Here is an 18,335-nt window from a genome sequence, read left to right as displayed (position 1 = left end):
TTATGCCTCCACAGGTGGGTTGCGGCTGAATTCGCTGGCGATGACGTGGCGTTGCGGTTCATACCAGTGCAGTTTGTCGTGCAGGTTGACGACTTCGCCGACGATCGTCAGGGTAGGGGCGCGTACCCCGCTGTCCTTCACCAGTTGTGGCAAGGTGGCCACCGTGCCGATGTGGACACGCTGGTTACGGGTCGTGCCCTGCTCAATCAGGGCTGCTGGCGTGTCACCAGAGCGCCCGAATGCCTGCAATTTCTGGCTGATGACTTCGATGCCGGTTAAGCCCATGTAAAACACCACGGTTTGATTTGGTTGGGACAATTGTGCCCAGTTCAAATCAATCGTGCCGTCTTTCAAATGCCCGGTGGCGAAGGTGCAAGATTGCGCGTAATCGCGGTGGGTCAGCGGGATACCCGCGTAAGACGAGCAGCCGGAAGCGGCAGTAATCCCCGGTACAACTTGGAACGGTACGCCGTTTTCCGCCAACGTTTCGATTTCTTCGCCACCGCGCCCAAAGATGAACGGGTCGCCACCTTTCAGACGCAACACGCGCTTACCTTGTTTGGCAAGTTCCACTAGCAAGTCGTTGATTTTATCTTGTGGAACAGCGTGATTGGCTTTTTCCTTACCCACGTAAATGCGTTCGGCGCGTTGGTTAGCCATGTCCAGAATCGACTTGGAAACCAGACGGTCATACACCATCACATCGGCTTGCTGCATCAGGCGCAGGGCTTTAAAGGTGAGCAAATCCGGGTCGCCGGGGCCTGCACCAACCAGATACACTTCGCCCATGGTTTTGCCGTTGGGGTAGGCGGCTAGCATTTCATCCAGCAGGCGGCGGGCATCGTCTTCGTGCCCGGCATACACCAATTCGGCGAAGGTGCCTTTCAAGGCTTGTTCCCAGAAGGTTTTGCGCTGTGCTTCCGGCAGGCGTTTTTTCACGATGTCGCGGTATTCTTCGGTAATGCCTGCGAGTTCGCCGCATTGTGGGGAAATCATGGTTTCCAGCCGCATCCGCAATTGCCGCGCCAAGACGGGCGATGCGCCACCCGTGGAGATGGCAATGGTGACGGGGGAGCGATCGACGACCGAAGGAATAATAAAACTGCCCACGGATGCGTCATCCACCACGTTAACTGGCAGATTTCGCGCATCAGCAAGGCTGGCAATGTGTGCATTCACACTGGGATTATTGGTGGCGGCGACGACGAGGAATTGCCCGTCAATATCGCTGTCAGCAAACAGACGCGCATGGTGCTGGACGTTTTGCCCACTGATGATAATGTCCATTTCTGCCGTTATCTCAGGGGAAACCAGCGTGAGTGCTGCTCCAGCATTGAGCAGGCTGTCTACTTTACGTTCGGCTACTTTGCCACCGCCAACAACGAGGCAAGGGCGGTTATGCAGGTCGAGAAAGACGGGAAAACGATCCATTTGTCACCTAAAACTGGGTATGTTGACTTGCTTTACTTGCCGCGTTTGGGGCGGCTTTCGTAGTGGACGACACCTTTGACCAGTTCGCCATACGGGAAATCGGCAATATTAACGTATTTTGATAGCGCGATGTTGACCAATTCGTAGATGTCCTGCGTGGTTTTTTCCGCTATTTGCTCAGGAAAAAGGTGCTGTTGCAGGGCTAATGTGCCGCCCGCCTGCACTTTGAGTTCCTTATTGTGGGGTAATGGGCCATCAATCAGGGTTTCACGCAGGGCAAAGCGGGATTTTTCACGTAATGTGTCCAAAAATACCGTGCAGTTGGCAAGACTGGTTGCCGATTTGCACCCCACAGCCTCACGTGTTGCCAGCAAAAACCGTTCGTGACGGCTGCAATCACAGCGGCGATTGTTGAGCGCTTTCTCGAACACGCAACGGTTGGCGTTGAGTTCGTGGTAAACGGCGCGGTATTGGTCTTCGTCCATAGGGCTAGCTGCTTACTTTTCCCATTCCATCAGGATGGGTTTTTCACGGGTTTCGTGCAGGTTTTCTTCGGCTTCGAGCTGGCTGGCAGCGAACACGATTTTGACGATGGCTTTGTCACCCGGCTCCTGTTGTGCACGCAGACTCCGCGCCAGTTCACGCGCTTCCGGGTAGGCTTCGCAGGCTTGCTGTAGATCCAGATTTTTAATCATCGGGTTGGGCTGGGTGATTTTGAAAACGTAGTAGGGCATGTGTATTTACCTATTTCAGTAAAAGGGTGGTTTGGGCGAGCAAGGGCTGGGTTAGCGGTTCGAGACGTTTACGCATCACAGAACCTACCGAGTCATTGCCACCAAAATACGGGATAAGGGAATCTTCCCCCATTTGCGCCAATATTAACATAGCCTTAAATAGGGGCAAGGCAGTGGGATTCAAGGCGTCACGCACGGCTTTTACCTCTGCTGGGCAATCATCGCTGTGGCAAAACTGTTCGGCACGTTGCAGGGCGCTGCTGAGTTCGCGCACGCCTCGGCGCTCCGGCAGTGGTAACGGGAAGCGTTTGCTGATGGCGATGAATAGCGAAATGACCACTTCCTGATCCACGGGTTTTTCCATGGCCAGTTGCAAGGCGCGTAACCAGTTTTGCCCGGTATTGCTGAGCGTGCTGGCAAACGCGTTGGCGTAAGGGTTGCTGGTTTCGATCAATGCCGCCAGTTGTGCGCTAACATCGGCGTGCTGACGATGCGGCTTGTCGGGTAAGGGAATGTACGCAGCATCAGCGTGCAGGAAGCCAATGTAGAAGGGGTTTTTACGTTTGGCGCGACTCCAGAGTTTCTCGCGTTCTTCGGCGGAAACCAATTCACCTTGCAGGCACAGGCGCACAGTGTCTACTACGTCGAGTTGTACTTCTTCAAAGGGCAGGAATTCCAGCAGGTAGGCGGTGAGTTCCTTGCCAAGTTCGCCGTTGACGACTTCCGGGTTTTCCAGCAAGCAGCGGGCGTTGGTGGAGCTGGGGCTTGCCCACCACGCGCGGCGGGCGATGTCGTGGCTTAGGCCGGGAGTGTAGACCACGGCAGCGACGGCTTCGGGTTCGCCGAGCAACAGCATTTGTGCGAGGTTGTTGCGGGCGTGCCCCATGCGTGTCCAGCGCTTCAGGAAAATCGGGTAGCCGCCGGGTGAGCCGGTGACTTTCATTGACAAGAGTTCGCGTACCCAGCGCAGGTATTGCTCATCACGTGCGGTGGGGTTGAGGCGCACTTTGGCTTCACCCTTGTCGGTCAGGGCGTGGACGGTCATGGTGGACTCGTTGATGCGCACGGCCTGTAATGGTTGTGCAAGCAGGACGTTGAGCCGTAGGTTGTCTTCGTTGGAAAGCTGCAAGGTGTGTACCGATTTCCCATGGAATGAGTCAAGATTATCAAGGCTAAGGGGGATGTATGCCAATAACCCTGTTGTGGTATGCCGTGCCAGTCTGCTGTCATGCTGTTATAATCGCTAGATGATTGGTATTCTTGGCGGTACATTTGACCCGGTTCATTACGCTCACTTGCGCACGGCACTGGAGGTGGCGGAGCATTTTGGCGTGGCTGACATGCGCCTGATTCCGGGGAATGTGCCACCACATCGCCCGCAGCCGGTGGCTAGCCCGGCACAACGCTTGGCTATGCTGCAAATGGCGCTGGCTTCTGAGCCGCGTTTGCAGGCGGATGACCGTGAATTGCAGCGTGAGGGGCATTCTTACAGCATTGATACCTTGCAATCGTTCCGTGATGAAATGGGCACTGAGCGCCCGATTCTTTTTGCTTTGGGTGTTGATGCGTTCCTGCATTTTCAGCGCTGGCATCGTTGGGATGAAATTTTAGGGCTTGCGCATCTGGTCGTGGTGCACCGTCCGGGGTATAGTCTGCCCCCTGACGATTGGTATGAGCCTTACCTAAGCGCAAACCCCGCCGAGTTATGCACCACACCCGCAGGCAGGATTTACCTGTTACCCGTAACCGCACTGGATATTTCCGCAACACAGGTGCGTGAGCGATTGAAACAGGGAAAATCCCCTCGATATTTGTTACCAGACAGTGTGCTGGATTCTATTCAACGACATCAACTTTACTGCGAAAAAAATTAATGGAACTTGAGACACTTAAACAATTAGTTGTACAAACCCTGGATGATATGAAAGGCCAAGACATCAAGACGATTGATGTGCGTGGCAAATCAGCCATTACCGATATGATGGTCATTGTCACGGGCAACTCCAACCGCCACGTCAAATCTTTGGCTGATGCTGTCGAGCTTGCTGTCAAACAAGCCGGTGTGCAGCCGTTGGGCGTTGAAGGCGACGGTCAATCTGACTGGGTGTTGCTGGATTTGAATGACATTATTTTGCACGTCATGCTCGCTAGTACCCGCGACTACTATAATCTGGAAAAACTCTGGGAATTGGGCGAAGGTCTGCCACAATTCCGCCCCGGCATGTTGGACGCTGCCACTGCTTCTGAAGATGAAGCCGACTGAGTGCGCATTCACTTGCTAGCGATTGGCACGAAAATGCCGGGGTGGGTGAACACTGGCACGGAGGAATATGCTAGTCGGATGCCACCCCAGTGCCAGTTGTTGATCCGCGAAATTGCCGCCGAGAAACGCACTAAGAACAGTGATTTGAACCGCATTCGTCAGAGTGAAGGTGAAAAGTTGTTAGCCGCTATTCCTGACGGCAATCTGGTGGTTACGTTGGATGTGAAAGGTAAGCCGTGGTCTACCGAGCAGCTTTCCCAGCAACTCGATAGCTGGATGATGTCAGGCCGTGATGTCAGCTTGCTGGTGGGGGGGCCGGAAGGTTTGTCGCCCGCCTGCCTGCAACGTGCCGAGCAAAGCTGGTCATTGTCACCCTTGACGTTCCCGCATCCGCTGGTGCGTATCGTGGTGGCGGAACAACTGTTTCGTGCTTGGAGTATTCTCACTAACCACCCTTATCATCGGGGAGATTAAATGCAGGTTCACGCCCCGCAGCTTATTCTGGCATCTGCCTCGCCACGCCGTCGCGAACTGTTGGCGCAGATCGGCCTGCACTTTGTGGTGCAAACGGCAGATGTGGATGAAACGCCGTTGCCGGGAGAAACGCCTGCCGCCTTGGTCGAACGTTTGGCTATTTTAAAAGCTGAAACCATTTGGAATACCCGTAGGGGCGTATTGCATACGCCCGTTTTACCCGTTCTCGGTTCCGATACCCTCGGCATCCTCAACGGCGAACTCTTGGTAAAGCCGCGTGATTTTGAACATGCTCGGCAGATGCTGCGGCAAATGTCTGGTCAGCATCACGAAATTTTGACCGCTGTGGCATTAGCGACAACCACGGGTGTTCAGCGTGTAGTGAGTCGTAGTGTGGTCAAGTTCCGTAACATCACTGACTCGGAAATTCTGGCATACTGGGAAACCGGGGAACCGCATGACAAAGCTGGTGCCTATGCTATTCAAGGACTTGGTGCCATTTTTGTCGAAAACCTGCAAGGTTCCTATTCCGGGGTCATGGGATTGCCTCTGTTTGAAACAACACAATTGTTGGCAGTAGCAGGCATCCATACATTATAGAAAAACAATTACCATAAATTACCACAGGCGGATTCATGAGCGCAGAACTGTTAATCAACGTTACCCCGCAAGAATCACGGGTTGCCTTACTTGAAAATGGTAGTTTGCAGGAAGTGCTGATCGAACGTACTTCCCGTAAAGGCATTGTCGGCAATATTTACAAAGGCAAAGTTTGTCGGGTATTACCGGGTATGGAAGCTGCCTTCATTGACATTGGTCTTGAAAAATCTGCTTTCTTGCACGCGTCTGACCTAACGCACCCCTCGCTTGAAGAGTTTCAGGGGCATACGATTCCACGTCCCACCGTACAGATCAGCGCATTGTTGTATGAGGGGAAAAAGTTATTGGTTCAGGTGATTAAAGATCCGTTGGGAACCAAAGGCGCACGCCTGACCACTCACGTTACCATTCCCTCGCGCTTTCTAGTCTTGATGCCGGATAACAGCAATGTGGGGGTATCGGGCAAAATCGAAGAAGGAGCCGAGCGGGAACGCTTGCGTGCCACTATCGAGCGCTTGCGTGTCGAGTTTGGTGATGAGCACGGCTATATTGTGCGCACCGCTGCGGAAGGCATTAGCGAAGATGACTTGCGCCGTGACATGAAGTTTTTGCGTACACTCTGGGAAAGCATTTCTAAAACCTCGCTGGAATCACCCGCACCCATGTTGATGTACTCCGACTTGCCGCTGGTGTTGAGGGTATTGCGCGACATGGTGGGGGAAAAGATCAGCAAGGTCTTGATAGATTCCCGCGAAACTGCTACCAAAGTTATTGAATTCAGTGAGAAATACATTCCTGATTTGGCGCAGGTGATTGATCATTACCCTGGTGAGCGCCCGATTTTTGATTTGCACGGGGTTGAGGAGGAAATCCAGAAAGCTCTGCAACGCAAAGTGCCACTTAAATCAGGTGGTTACGTGATTATCGACCAGACGGAGGCCATGACTACGATTGACGTGAATACCGGCGGTTTTGTCGGTAGCCGCAATCTGGAAGAAACCATTTTTCGCACCAATCTGGAGGCTGCGCAAACCATCGCCCGTCAACTGCGGCTGCGTAATCTGGGCGGCATTATCATTATCGACTTTATTGACATGCTGCAACATGATCACCGCCAGCAGGTGTTGAAGCTGCTGGAAAAGTCACTGGAGCGCGATTACGCCAAAACGTATGTTTGCGACGTTTCCCCACTGGGTTTGGTGGAAATGACCCGCAAACGTACCCGCGAAAGTTTGGAACATATCCTGTGCCAACCTTGTCCATGTTGTAATGGCAACGGCTTTGTCAAAAGTGCGGAAACGGTGTGCTACGAAGTGTTCCGGGAAATTTTGCGGGCAGTGCGTCAGTTTGATGCTCGCGAATTACTGGTGCTGGCTTCGCAGGAAGTGGTGGATTTGTTGTTGGATGAAGAGTCCGACAGTCTGGCAGAGTTACAACAATTCGTGGGGATCCCGATCCGTTTACAGGTAGAAGCACTTTATACGCAGGAGCATTTCGACGTTGTACTTCTCTAGGAGGCAGGGCGGTTTTGTATTACGCCTCACCTACCTGCTACTAACGTTTTTCTTTCATTGGGCTATTTTTCTGGTTGCGCTAGTGGGCTTGGCGCAGCTCTGGTTGCCAATGGTCAATGACTACAAGGGCATTCTGGAGGCTGAATTGTCGGGTTTCGTCGGCAATCAGATCAATATCGGGCAAATTCGTGTCGATAGTGACGGCGATGATTTGTTGTGGGTGATTGATAATCTGCAACTTACTGAGCCGTCGGGCGAATCCCCTATCTTTATCCGCCAATTGGCTTTGACACTGGACTGGCGTGAAAGTCTGCGCACCCTGCGTTTACAACCTGCCGAGGTCAAGCTGGAAGGAGTGGAATTCATCCTGCGCCAAAGTGCCAATGAATTGCCAGATATTCAGGGGTTGCGTTTTCCGTTACCGGGGCAGAAAAACACTGTCTTGAATATTGAGCGCCAGTCGCCGATCCGCATCAGTATCAACAGTGGCTTTGTACACTGGATGGATGTAGTCAATCACCGCACATTGGCACTCAGTGATCTGCAATTTATCGGCGAAATTTTACCGCATGAAATCACGTTGCAGGCCGATGCGCTATTTCCACCTGCCATTGGCGATTCCTTGGCGCTGGATGCCGTGTTGCATCAGGTGCAAAAGCCGGATGGCTCATCGCAATGGGATGGCAGGTTGCATACCCGCACCCAGATTTTCAACCTCGCAGCATTGCCGTCCCCTTTGCTCAAATCGTATGGCGTGACAGCGGGCGGCCTGAAACTGGATGCCACCATTAATGCAGAAGCCGGTAAACCTTTGCATATCAGTGGTGAAGGCGAGATTTCTCATCTGGGTTGGAAGGGCAATGCCGACGTACCTGCCTTGCAAGAAGTGAATGCCACGTTTGCGGCTGACAATGCTCAAGGCAAGGTTAAGGTCAATATCAAGGATAGTGCGGTCAGTTACCCCAAATGGTTTGAAAAAACCTTGCCGCTGGAGACGCTGGAGGCTGACCTGAACTGGCAGGTACAAGCCGACGGCTGGCACTGGCAAATGCCGCGCCTGATAGCCCGTAATGCCGATATTGAGCTGACAGGTGCAGGCAAGCTGGCAATGCCCAGCCAAAAACCTGCCGATATAGACCTCACTATGCAGTTTGCCACGCGCCGCACGCTGGATAATGTGCGGAACTACATTCCCGCCGTAGTTCCCGACAATACTGAAGCGTGGCTGAAAACCGCGATTGTGCAAGGCTATGTGCCCAAGGGCGAATTTGTGTTGCGGGGGCATCCGGCGGATTTCCCGTTCCAGCAACGACCGGGCTTGTTTGATATCCGTTTTGATATTGAAAAAGGGGTGCTGGCGTATTTGCCGGAATGGCCAGAAGCTCGCGAGGTTAAGGGGGAGCTGCGTTTCCACAATGCTGAGATGAATGCCACAGTACACAGTGCGCGAATTATGGATTTGGCAGTGACGGGGGGGAGTGTCGCCATTCCTGATATGCATACTGATGATAACCACTTATTACTCGACTTGAATACCGAGGGAAATTTGCAGGCACACATGAATTACTTGCAGGACGCACCCATCGGGCGCAGCTTGCGTGATTTTATGCAGGTGGCGCAGTTTTCTGGTGGTTCTGATTTGCACCTGAAACTGGATGTTCCCTTGAAAACAGAGACGCTCGACAAGCAAGGTGTGGCGGTGGATGGAGTAGTCAGTTTGCATAACAACCGTTTTTCGATTCCCGATTATAACCAGCACTTTACCGAGCTTAACGGTAAGGTGCACTTTGACCAATACGGTGTCGATGTGAGTGGTGCGAGCGGTGAATACCGTGAGCAGCCGGTTAAACTGTCTGCGAAGACCGATAAGGCTAAAGGGGTTATTCGTGTCGGTTTGCAGCAGTCCAATGAGCCGTGGGCTTTTCTGCCTGAGAATCTCGCGGGCTTGAAACAATACTTACACGGTAAAGCCGCGATTGAGACGTCGTTGGAGTTGCCTGCGTTCAACACCAGCCAGCTCAGTAGCCTGCTGGTGCAGTCGCATAGCCAGTTACAGGGGGTGACGATTGCGCTGCCTGCACCATTCGGTAAATCAGCGCAAGAAGCGCGTGACTTGACGGTGCAGGTTGAGCTGCCGTTTGATTCTGCCAAGCCTTGGAAGGTATTGGTAGAAATGGGCAAGCAACTGGGTATTCTGGCACGCTTGCCTCATAGTGATAAGCTGCCCACTGCGATTGGTATCAGTCTGGGGGGTAAATCTGCCCGTTTGCCTGAACGTGGCATTCACGTCGGTGGGGAATTGGCGGAACTGGATCTGTTGGCGTGGCAAAGCTTGGGTGTGGCAAGTGGCGGGGGCAAGCCTAGCATTGCTTTGCCTGACATTCAGGCGAATCTCAAGATTGGCGATCTTAAATTGGGGGTACAGTCACTGGGTAAAGCCAGCGTGAGTGCGGTGGCGGATACGTTATTGAAAGCCCATGTGCGTGCCGATAAGCTGCAAGCTAACTTGCACTTGCCTTTGAGTGCACCCGCCAGCGGACGGGTCAACCTTGATCTGAACGGTATTGACCTCGACCAGATCGCTGATCACCTGCCAACATCCGGGAAAACCGCTGGTAAGAGTATAGCCCCTCACGACTTCCCGTCGATGCGGATTACCTGTCGGAATTGCCGTAAAGGCGCTTTGCCTATCGAACAACTGACGCTCAGCCTGAACAAGGTACGTAATGACATGAATATCGACAAGCTGGAAGTGCTTTCTCCGTTACTGGAGCTGTCTTCTTCCAGTGGTCGCTGGTATACGGCGGCTGATGGTACTTCCCATACTACTATCAGCGCGACAGCCACTATTCCTGAACCCGGCAAACTGTTGGCGCAACCGGGTGAGGAAGCCATGCTGGAAGGCGGGCATTTGCAGGCAGAGGCTAAGCTACATTGGGCGGGTGCACCGTTCAGTTTTGCCTTGCCCAGCTTGAATGGTGAAATTCATGCCAGTCTCGGCCAAGGTAGCCTGAGCGGGGTCGACCCCGGTGTGGGGCGTTTGCTGGGCTTGCTGGATGTTGAACATTTGCCCGGACGTTTGTCGCTGGATTTTCGTGACATAACCAGCAAAGGGGTGGCCTTTGATGCCATTACCGGCAATTTTCAACTGCATCAAGGCGTGTTGCAAACCACCGATACGGTTATTGAAGCCGCTGCGATGACGGCTGGTATTCAGGGCAAGGTTGATCTTGCCCGTAAAACGCTTGACCAGACCCTGACGGTTATACCCAATCTGCGTTCTGCTTTGCCAGTAGTCGGGGCAGCGGTTGGCGGAATAGGCGGCGGCGCGGCCATGTTGTTGCTGAATTCCCTCACCGAGAAAAAGGCGGCGGACAAGTTAAAGACTGGCGGCGGCTGGCGCTACCAAGTAACAGGATCGTGGGAGAAACCAGAAATTGTCGAATTAAAACTACCATTCAAAAAGACGGATGTTGATGTTTTAACGCATTGAACAGACAATGACATCACCGATATAAACGCAGAAGTAAGGGGAGACATTCGCATGGCGCTAATCGCAGCACTACAAATGGCAGCGGGTCCAAACGTTCCGGCCAACCTGATGGAGGCTGGGCGTCTGATTAAGGAAGCAGCAGCACGCGGTGCCAGAATGGTCGTGTTGCCAGAAACTTTTGCCATGATGGGTGCGGATGAAGCCGATAGGGTGAAAATTGCCGAAACCTTTGGCGATGGTCCCATCCAGACCTTCATCAGCCAACAAGCGATCAAATATGGTGTATGGATTGTGGCGGGAACTATCCCGATCCGTTCCGAAGACCCAGCAAAATCATACGCAGCTTCCATCCTGTATGATGCCAAGGGTAAAGTCGTGGCACGTTACGACAAAATTCACCTGTTTGACGTTGAGTTAAGCGAAAATCACGAAGTGTATACCGAAAGCGATACCACGATGCCCGGTCACCAGCCGGTAGTGGTGGATACCCCCTTTGGAAAACTGGGGATGTCAGTCTGTTATGATTTGCGTTTCCCCGAACTCTACCGACGTTTGTCGGAACAAGGGGCGCAAATTCTGGTGATACCGGCGGCATTCACAGAACTGACGGGCAAAGCCCATTGGGATGTCTTGATCCGCGCTCGCGCTATCGAAAACCTTTGTTACGTCATAGCACCCGGTCAAGGTGGCTACCATGTCAGCGGGCGCACCACTTACGGTCACAGCATGATCGTAGATTACTGGGGGCGGGTACGCGATGTCCGCGAAAAAGGCGCAGGTGTAGTACTGGCGGACATTGACCTTGATGCATTGGAACAAACCCGAAAAACATTTCCAGTGTTATCACATCGCTGCTCCACTCAAACGATTACCGAAGGAACATCATGAATAGTAAACAACAGGCATATGATTATGCCCGTGAGGCTTTTTTCTCACCAACGGGCTTAAGTGAGCAACATCTGGAACAGGTTTTTAGCCAGTTGTTAACCCAAGACACTACCTTGGCAGATTTGTATTTCCAGTCAGCCCGTTATGAGTCCTGGGGGCTGGAAGAAAGCATTATCAAGAGCGGCAGTTACAGCATCGAACAGGGTGTTGGGGTGCGTTCGGTTTGTGGTGAGCAAACCGGTTTTGCTTACAGCGGCGAAATTACCCTGCCTGCCTTGCTGGAATCGGCTAAGGCGGCACGCGCGATTACCCGCGCCGGGCAATCCGGCTCGGTGAATGCGTGGAAAATCAGCGCTCCGCAACGCCAACTGTATGGGATGGATGACCCGCTGGCGTCGTTGTCCGAAGACGACAAGATCAGCTTTTTGCGCCAGATTGACAGCATTGCCCGTGCGGCAAGCCCTTACGTGCAGCAAGTCATGGCCAATATGGTGGCGGTGCATGAAATCATTCTGGTCGTGGATGAAACCGGGCGCATGACTGCCGATGTCCGCCCATTGGTTCGCGCCAATGTTTCTGTGATTGTTGAGCGTAATGGGCAAACCGAAAGTGCTACCGCAGGCGGTGGTGGGCGTTTCAGCCTCGACTTTTTCACTCATGGTAACAAGGCGCAGGAATACGCTGAAGACGCGGTACGCAAGGCGCTGATTAATCTGGATGCCGAAGCAGCGCCTGCTGGCAGCATGACCGTGGTGCTGGGTAACGGCTGGCCGGGTGTTCTGTTGCACGAAGCGATTGGTCACGGGCTGGAAGGCGATTTCAACCGCAAAGGCACTTCCGCTTTTGCGGGGCGCATCGGTGAACAGGTTGCGGCCAAAGGCATTACCGTGGTGGACGATGGCACGCTGGAACAGCGCCGTGGTTCCCTGAGTGTGGATGACGAAGGCACGCAAACCCAATGCACTACCCTGATTGAAGACGGTATCCTCAAAGGCTACTTGTTCGACCGCCAGAATGCAGCGCTGATGGGTACGCAATCCACTGGCAACGGGCGGCGTCAATCTTACGCGCATCTGCCGATGCCGCGTATGACCAATACCTATATGCGGGCAGGCGCATACGATCCGGCTGAAATCATTGCCTCGGTAGAGAAAGGCATTTATGCCGTGAACTTCTCCGGTGGGCAGGTCGATATTACTTCTGGCAAGTTCGTGTTTTCAGCTTCCGAAGCCTACCAGATCGAAAACGGTAAGCTCGGCAAGCCGCTGAAAAATGCTACCTTGATCGGCAATGGCCCGGATGTGTTGACCCGTGTCAGTATGGTGGGCAATGACTTGCAACTCGATACCGGGATTGGCGTTTGCGGCAAAGATGGGCAAAGCGTTCCCGTCGGCGTGGGTCAACCTACCCTCAGAATTGACGGTATCACCGTCGGCGGCACTGCGACAGCATAAGGACAAGAATCATGATTGAATTGGAAAACCGTTTTGACATTGCTACCGAATTTCAGGCAATGGCAGAGCGCGTATTAGAAGCAGCGCAAGCCAAAGGTGCAACCGCCGCAGAACTGGATCTCGACAAAGGCATGGGTCTGTCGGTGGAAGTGCGTATGGGGCAGGTGGATAAATTGCAATACCACCGCGACCAAGGCATTAACCTGACGGTGTATTTCGGGCATCGCAAAGGCTATGCCTCCACAGGTGATTTCTCGCCGCAAGCGCTGGAAGACACGCTTGAGGCGGCTTGCCGGATTGCGCGTTATACCTCCGAAGACGATTTCAATGGGTTGGCGGATGCCGACCGTATGGCTAGCTACCTGCCTAAGCTGGACTTGTACCACCCGTGGGAACTGGATGCGGATAGAGCCATCGAAATGGCGCTCCAGACCGAGGCCGTTGCCCGCGAACACGATGCCCGCATTACCAACAGTGAAGGTGCTGGCGTTGACAGCTATGCGGGGATGAGCTTGTATGCCAACTCGCACGGCTTCATGGGCATTAACCATGCGACGCGCCATTCCCTGAGCTGTTCCGTGGTGGCGCAGGATGGGGCGTCGATGCAGCGTGATTACTGGTACAGCGTCTCGCGTGTGCCGGGTTTGCTGGAATCAGCGGATAGTGTGGGGGCGGAAGCAGCGCAGCGTACCGTGCGGCGTTTGAATGCCCGTTCCTTGTCTACCCGTGAAGCGCCGGTCTTGTTTGTGCCGCAAATGGCGCGTGGGCTGGTGGGGCAATTGATTTCTGCCATCAGTGGCAGTTCCCAGTACCGCAAGGCCAGCTTTTTGCTGAACTCGCTGGGGCAGCAAGCTTTCCCGGGTTTCGTGCAATTGCGTGAAGACCCTTTCATTCGTCAAGCCTTGGGTAGCCGTTCCTATGATGCAGAAGGTGTCGCGACACAGGCGCGTGACATTGTGAAGGATGGTGTGATTCAGGATTATTTCCTAGGCAGCTACAGCGCTCGCAAGCTGGGGATGCAAAGCACCGGCAGCGCAAGTGGTGCAACCAATTTGTTGTTGGCGGATACCGGGGTGAGTTTCCCCGGCCTGTTGGCAGCGATGGGTACGGGTTTGATGGTTACGGAGCTGATCGGCAACGGTATCAACGGCATTACCGGCGATTATTCGCGCGGTGCGGTGGGTTACTGGGTCGAAAACGGCATGATTGTCCACCCGGTTGAAGAAGTGACCATTGCGGGTAACTTGAAAGACATGTTCAAAGGCATTGTGGCGATCGGCGATGATGTGGATGAGCGTGGCAGTATTCGCACGGGTTCGATTTTGATTGATAAGATGACTATTGCAGGGCAATAGTTTACCCCCTCATTTTAGAAAGGAAGTGTATGAGTCAGTTTGAGAATGTCAGCGTTAGCAAGACAGCGAATGTGTATTTCGATGGCAAGTGTGTCAGCCACACCGTGACGCTGGCGGATGGGACGCGCAAAAGTGTTGGGGTGATTTTGCCATCCACCTTGAAATTCAATACCGGTGCGCCGGAGATCATGGAATTGCTGCAAGGCCGTTGCAAGGTGCGTCTGGCGGGGAACGACGCCTGGGTAGAATACGCAGGCGGTCAATCTTTCGAGGTGGGTGCTAACTCATCCTTCGACATTGAGACGTTGGAAGATTTGCACTACGTTTGCCATTTCGGCTGATTTATTCGCCGCTGAGATGCTGGATGGGGCGTGTTAACGCGTTTCCGTCCAGCATTGCCTGATTGCCTTCCAGTTTTAGCCTGCCTTCCACGAACCATTTCACCACTTGCGGGTAAATGACGTGTTCCTGTACCTGTACCCGTTCTGCGAGACTAGTTTCGGAATCACTCGGTAATACCGGTACTTTGGCTTGCATAATGAGCGGGCCGCCGTCGAGTTCTGGGGTGACGAAATGGACGCTGACGCCGTGTTCATCGCCACCGTCTTCCAGTACCCGCCGATGGGTATGGATGCCTTTGTACAAGGGCAGCAGGGAAGGGTGGATATTCAGCATCCGCCCTTGGTAATGGCGTACAAACGCGGGGGTGAGGATGCGCATGAAACCAGCCAGCACCACCAGATCAGGTTTGAAGCTATCAATTTGCTGCTGCAAGGTTTCATCGAAGCCGTCACGGTTGGCGAAGGCGGTGTGATCAACGACTGCAGTGGGAATGCCTGCCTCAGCCGCGCGTTGCAAGCCGTAGACATCGGGGCGGTTACTGATGACCGCCCCGATACGGGCTTGCAAGCGACCCGTCTGGATGGCTTTAAGGATGGCTTGCAGGTTGCTGCCGCTGCCGGAAATCAGCACTACCAACGTTGGCAGTGCTGTCAGGGGTTTATGCGCCATATTCGACAAAAGGTGTTTCACTGTCGGAAGCATCCATCGAGCCGATTTCCCATGCCTTGATGTTTTCTAGGCGGCAAGTGCTGATAATCTCTTCGGATTTATCGGCGGGTACGACCAGAATCATACCAATGCCGCAGTTGAAGGTACGTAGCATTTCATCATCGGATACCTGACCTTTTTCCTGTAACCAGCCGAAGATTTCTGGGCGCTGCCAGCTACTGAGGCTGATTTTGGCTTTGGTGCGGGCAGGTAGTACCCGTGGCAGGTTTTCGGTGATGCCGCCGCCAGTGATGTGCGCTACTGCGTGCAGGTTGTAACGGCGCATCAGGCCGAGTATGGCTTTGACGTAAATGCGGGTAGGTTCCAGCAGGGTACGCCCCAGTGTGCTGTCACCGAACGGCTCGTCCAGCGACGCGCCACTGACTTCAATGATTTTGCGGATCAGTGAGTAGCCGTTGGAATGTGGGCCGGTGGAGGCCAAGCCAATCAGCACGTCGTTGCGGTGTACGCGGGAATTATCCAGAATATTGTCACGCTCGACCACGCCGACGCAGAAACCTGCCAGATCGAAATCATCGCCGTGGTACATGCCGGGCATTTCTGCGGTTTCACCGCCGGAAAGTGCCGCGCCTGCTTGTACACAGCCTTCGGCAATGCCGCTGATGACTTGTTCGGCGACAGCTACATCCAGTTTGCCAGTGGCGTAGTAGTCGAGGAAAAATAGGGGTTCTGCACCGCTGACGATAATGTCATTTACGCACATGGCCACGAGGTCAATGCCGATGCTGTCGTAAATGCCAGTATCAATCGCCAGTTTCAGCTTGGTGCCGACGCCATCTGTACCAGAGACCAGTACTGGGTTTTTGTAGTGCGAGGGGATCGACATGAGTGCGCCGAAGCCACCTAGCCCACTCAGCATTTCAGGGCGTCTAGTGCGCTGGGCAAGAGGTTTGATGCGTTCAACCAAATTGTTGCCTGCATCAATATCAACGCCAGCATCACGGTAAGTTAGGGAGGGTTTGCTTGAGTCCATTAAGCCTGTCTCTGTTAGGGCAGTCATAAAGGCGGGATTCTATCATAGCCACCCCAAGGCTGACAGACAGAAAAGTAACGCTTTATGCGAAAAAAGACTGGAAATGTCATTGAGTTTTACGTAACATACGCATCCTTCGGAGAGCTGGCAGAGTGGTCGAATGCGGCGGTCTTGAAAACCGTTGAGGGTTAAACCTCCGGGGGTTCGAATCCCTCGCTCTCCGCCATATAATGATTTCATGATGTATCATGAAATCTCAAAAGCCCTTGCAGACTGTGTTCTGCAAGGGCTTTTTTATTTCAAAAGCAGCATCAACGTAAAAAACCCATGCAGATGTTAATCCGCACGGGCTTTTGTCTGCGTATGGTTAAACTTGGCCTTTCAACGGCCCTGCTGCACAAATGCTATCCGCCACACCCGCGCTGTATTCCGCAAAGTTCTGGTGGAACAGCGAGGCCAGATGTGTTGCTTTTGCTTCATACGCGGCTTTGTCTGCCCAGGTTGAAGACGGGTCTAGCACTGCCGAAGGCACATCCGGGCATTCAACCGGGATATTCAGGCCGAAAATGGCATCCTGACGCATTGCTACGCCATCCAATTCACCGCTCAGTGCCGCATTGACCATGCTGCGGGTGTGATGGATGTTCATGCGCTTGCCCACGCCGTAAGCGCCGCCTGTCCAGCCCGTATTTACCAGCCAGCACGAAACCTCGTGTTCATTGATCTTCTTGCCCAACAAATCCGCGTAAACCGACGGATGTAAGGCCATGAACGGTGCACCAAAGCAAGTGCTGAAAGTAGCCGTCGGTTCAGTTACACCTTTTTCCGTGCCCGCAACCTTGGCGGTATAACCGGAAATGAAGTGGTACATCGCCTGTTCGGTGGTCAGTTTGGAAATCGGTGGCAATACACCGAAAGCATCACAGGTCAGCATGATAATGTGCTTGGGGTGGCCTGCTTTGCCGGGGTACAACGCGCCCGGAATCTGGGTAATGGGGTAGCTGGCACGGGTGTTTTCGGTCAGGCTGTTATCATCCAGATTCAGCTTGCGGGTTGCCTGATCCATTACCACGTTTTCCAGCACCGTGCCGAAGGTTTTGGTGGTTTGGTAGATCATCGGCTCTTGTTCTGCCGAAAGGTTGATGACCTTGGCGTAGCAGCCGCCTTCCAGATTGAACACGCCATTGTCGCTCCAACCGTGCTCGTCATCACCAATCAGCGAGCGTTTTGGATCAGCGGAAAGGGTCGTCTTGCCCGTGCCAGAAAGCCCGAACAGGATAGCAACGTCGCCTTCTTTGCCAACATTGGCGGAAGCGTGCATCGACATAATGCCACGTTGCGGCAGCAGGTAGTTGAGTACCGAGAAGATGGATTTCTTGATTTCGCCCGCGTAATGCGTGCCGCCAATCAGAATCAGCCCACGGCTCAGGTTCAACAGGACGAAAGCCCCGGAATGTGTGCCGTGCGTTTCCGGGTCTGCCTGCATATCAGGCACATGGATGACGGTAAATTTGGGTTCAGCCACATCTAGCGTGCGGTTCAATTCGTCTGGGCGGATAAACATATTGCGGGCAAACAAAGCGTGCCAAGCATATTGGGTAATAATACGCACCGGCAATTCATCGGCTTCGCTTGCGCCTGCTAACAGGTCTTGTACAAACAGTTCACGTCCATCAAGGAACTGAAGGGCATCTGCCAAAATTTGGTTGAACTGTGCTTCACTCAACGCCTTGTTGACTTTGCCCCACCATACCTTGTCATGCGAGCCAGCATCATCCACGATAAATTTATCGTTGGGGGCGCGGCCTGTAAAGGTGCCTGTGTAGGCAACAAATACGCCATCTTCGCTGATTTTGCCTTCGCTGCGGTTTAGGGCTTGTTCGTATAGAACCGGGGATGATTGGTTCCAGTAAAGATTTTGTGAAGTTTTCAGTCCCAACGTGCTGGCAAGATGTTGTGCCAGTGTGCCTGTTGTACTCATGTGACGCCTCCGGTAGCGCTGTGTAATGTCGACAATATGTCGTTCAGGTATAAAGAAGGCAAAAGATAATATCGTATGGTGTCGACTATTAGAATACATTTCAT

At 53.3% G+C, this 18,335-nt stretch carries 17 protein-coding genes and 1 tRNA gene; 11 read left to right on the top strand and 7 right to left on the bottom strand.

Features of this window, described 5'->3' with window-relative positions:
• The 4 genes from cysG to Q394_RS0109710 are packed head-to-tail and all read right to left on the bottom strand — an operon-like array spanning nt 1 to nt 3,357.
• Nucleotides 1–1,431 (bottom strand): siroheme synthase CysG, encoded by a 1,431-nt coding sequence (gene cysG / locus Q394_RS0109725; RefSeq protein WP_028489120.1) that lies wholly within the window; start codon nt 1,429–1,431, stop codon nt 1–3.
• Nucleotides 1,432–1,463: 32 nt separating this feature from the next.
• Nucleotides 1,464–1,916 carry a hypothetical protein gene (locus tag Q394_RS19780; RefSeq protein WP_051543238.1) on the bottom strand — a complete coding sequence of 151 codons (453 nt, stop codon included), beginning with the start codon at nt 1,914–1,916 and terminating at the stop codon, nt 1,464–1,466.
• A gap of 12 nt (nt 1,917–1,928) precedes the next feature.
• On the bottom strand, nt 1,929–2,165 hold the full coding sequence (locus tag Q394_RS0109715; RefSeq protein WP_028489119.1) for a hypothetical protein: 237 nt from the start codon (nt 2,163–2,165) through the stop codon (nt 1,929–1,931).
• A 10-nt stretch (nt 2,166–2,175) separates the two neighbouring features.
• Entirely contained in the window at nt 2,176–3,357 is a 1,182-nt protein-coding gene (locus Q394_RS0109710) for a hypothetical protein (RefSeq protein ID WP_245606769.1), read from the bottom strand.
• Between the two features lie 55 nt (nt 3,358–3,412).
• Here Q394_RS0109710 and nadD point away from each other — a divergent pair, with 55 nt between their 5' ends.
• The 10 genes from nadD to ppnP are packed head-to-tail and all read left to right on the top strand — an operon-like array spanning nt 3,413 to nt 14,547.
• Nucleotides 3,413–4,039: a nicotinate-nucleotide adenylyltransferase gene (gene nadD / locus Q394_RS0109705; protein WP_028489117.1), complete on the top strand. Its 627-nt coding sequence runs from the start codon at nt 3,413–3,415 to the stop codon at nt 4,037–4,039.
• The gene (rsfS, locus tag Q394_RS19775) at nt 4,039–4,428 is read left to right on the top strand and encodes a ribosome silencing factor (protein ID WP_051543234.1); all 390 of its coding nucleotides are present in this window, start codon (nt 4,039–4,041) and stop codon (nt 4,426–4,428) included. Before nadD ends, rsfS begins: the two co-directional genes overlap by 1 nt.
• Entirely contained in the window at nt 4,429–4,902 is a 474-nt protein-coding gene (rlmH, locus tag Q394_RS0109695) for a 23S rRNA (pseudouridine(1915)-N(3))-methyltransferase RlmH (protein WP_028489116.1), read from the top strand.
• The gene (locus Q394_RS0109690; RefSeq protein WP_028489115.1) at nt 4,903–5,502 is read left to right on the top strand and encodes a Maf family protein; all 600 of its coding nucleotides are present in this window, start codon (nt 4,903–4,905) and stop codon (nt 5,500–5,502) included. It begins immediately after the preceding gene.
• A 35-nt stretch (nt 5,503–5,537) separates the two neighbouring features.
• Entirely contained in the window at nt 5,538–7,016 is a 1,479-nt protein-coding gene (rng, locus tag Q394_RS0109685; RefSeq protein ID WP_028489114.1) for a ribonuclease G, read from the top strand.
• The gene (locus tag Q394_RS0109680; protein WP_156946813.1) at nt 7,003–10,509 is read left to right on the top strand and encodes a YhdP family phospholipid transporter; all 3,507 of its coding nucleotides are present in this window, start codon (nt 7,003–7,005) and stop codon (nt 10,507–10,509) included. Before rng ends, Q394_RS0109680 begins: the two co-directional genes overlap by 14 nt.
• 51 nt (nt 10,510–10,560) lie before the next feature.
• Nucleotides 10,561–11,397 (top strand): carbon-nitrogen hydrolase family protein, encoded by an 837-nt coding sequence (locus Q394_RS0109675; RefSeq protein ID WP_028489112.1) that lies wholly within the window; start codon nt 10,561–10,563, stop codon nt 11,395–11,397.
• Complete coding sequence (tldD, locus tag Q394_RS0109670) at nt 11,394–12,851, top strand: metalloprotease TldD (RefSeq protein WP_038141096.1); 1,458 nt, start codon at nt 11,394–11,396, stop codon at nt 12,849–12,851. The genes Q394_RS0109675 and tldD overlap by 4 nt, the downstream gene beginning before the upstream one ends.
• Before the next feature lie 11 nt (nt 12,852–12,862).
• Nucleotides 12,863–14,206, top strand: a complete 1,344-nt coding sequence (gene pmbA / locus Q394_RS0109665) for a metalloprotease PmbA (RefSeq protein ID WP_028489110.1) — start codon at nt 12,863–12,865, stop codon at nt 14,204–14,206.
• 29 nt (nt 14,207–14,235) lie between these two features.
• Entirely contained in the window at nt 14,236–14,547 is a 312-nt protein-coding gene (gene ppnP, locus Q394_RS0109660; RefSeq protein ID WP_028489109.1) for a pyrimidine/purine nucleoside phosphorylase, read from the top strand.
• Between the two features lies 1 nt (nt 14,548).
• Here the strand turns inward: ppnP and purN are convergent, their stop codons facing one another.
• Entirely contained in the window at nt 14,549–15,217 is a 669-nt protein-coding gene (gene purN, locus Q394_RS0109655) for a phosphoribosylglycinamide formyltransferase (protein ID WP_038141094.1), read from the bottom strand.
• Nucleotides 15,207–16,250, bottom strand: a complete 1,044-nt coding sequence (purM, locus tag Q394_RS0109650; protein WP_028489107.1) for a phosphoribosylformylglycinamidine cyclo-ligase — start codon at nt 16,248–16,250, stop codon at nt 15,207–15,209. The genes purN and purM overlap by 11 nt, the downstream gene beginning before the upstream one ends.
• A 138-nt stretch (nt 16,251–16,388) precedes the next feature.
• Here purM and Q394_RS0109645 point away from each other — a divergent pair.
• Nucleotides 16,389–16,476: transfer RNA gene (locus tag Q394_RS0109645), tRNA-Ser, on the top strand.
• Between the two features lie 141 nt (nt 16,477–16,617).
• Here the strand turns inward: Q394_RS0109645 and pckA are convergent.
• Entirely contained in the window at nt 16,618–18,231 is a 1,614-nt protein-coding gene (gene pckA, locus Q394_RS0109640; protein ID WP_028489106.1) for a phosphoenolpyruvate carboxykinase (ATP), read from the bottom strand.
• Nucleotides 18,232–18,335 lie beyond the last annotated feature (104 nt).

It is taken from the genome of Thiothrix lacustris DSM 21227 (genome assembly GCF_000621325.1).
In the GTDB taxonomy this organism is placed as follows: domain Bacteria; phylum Pseudomonadota; class Gammaproteobacteria; order Thiotrichales; family Thiotrichaceae; genus Thiothrix; species Thiothrix lacustris.
This window is presented reverse-complemented; position numbering and strand designations above follow the sequence as displayed.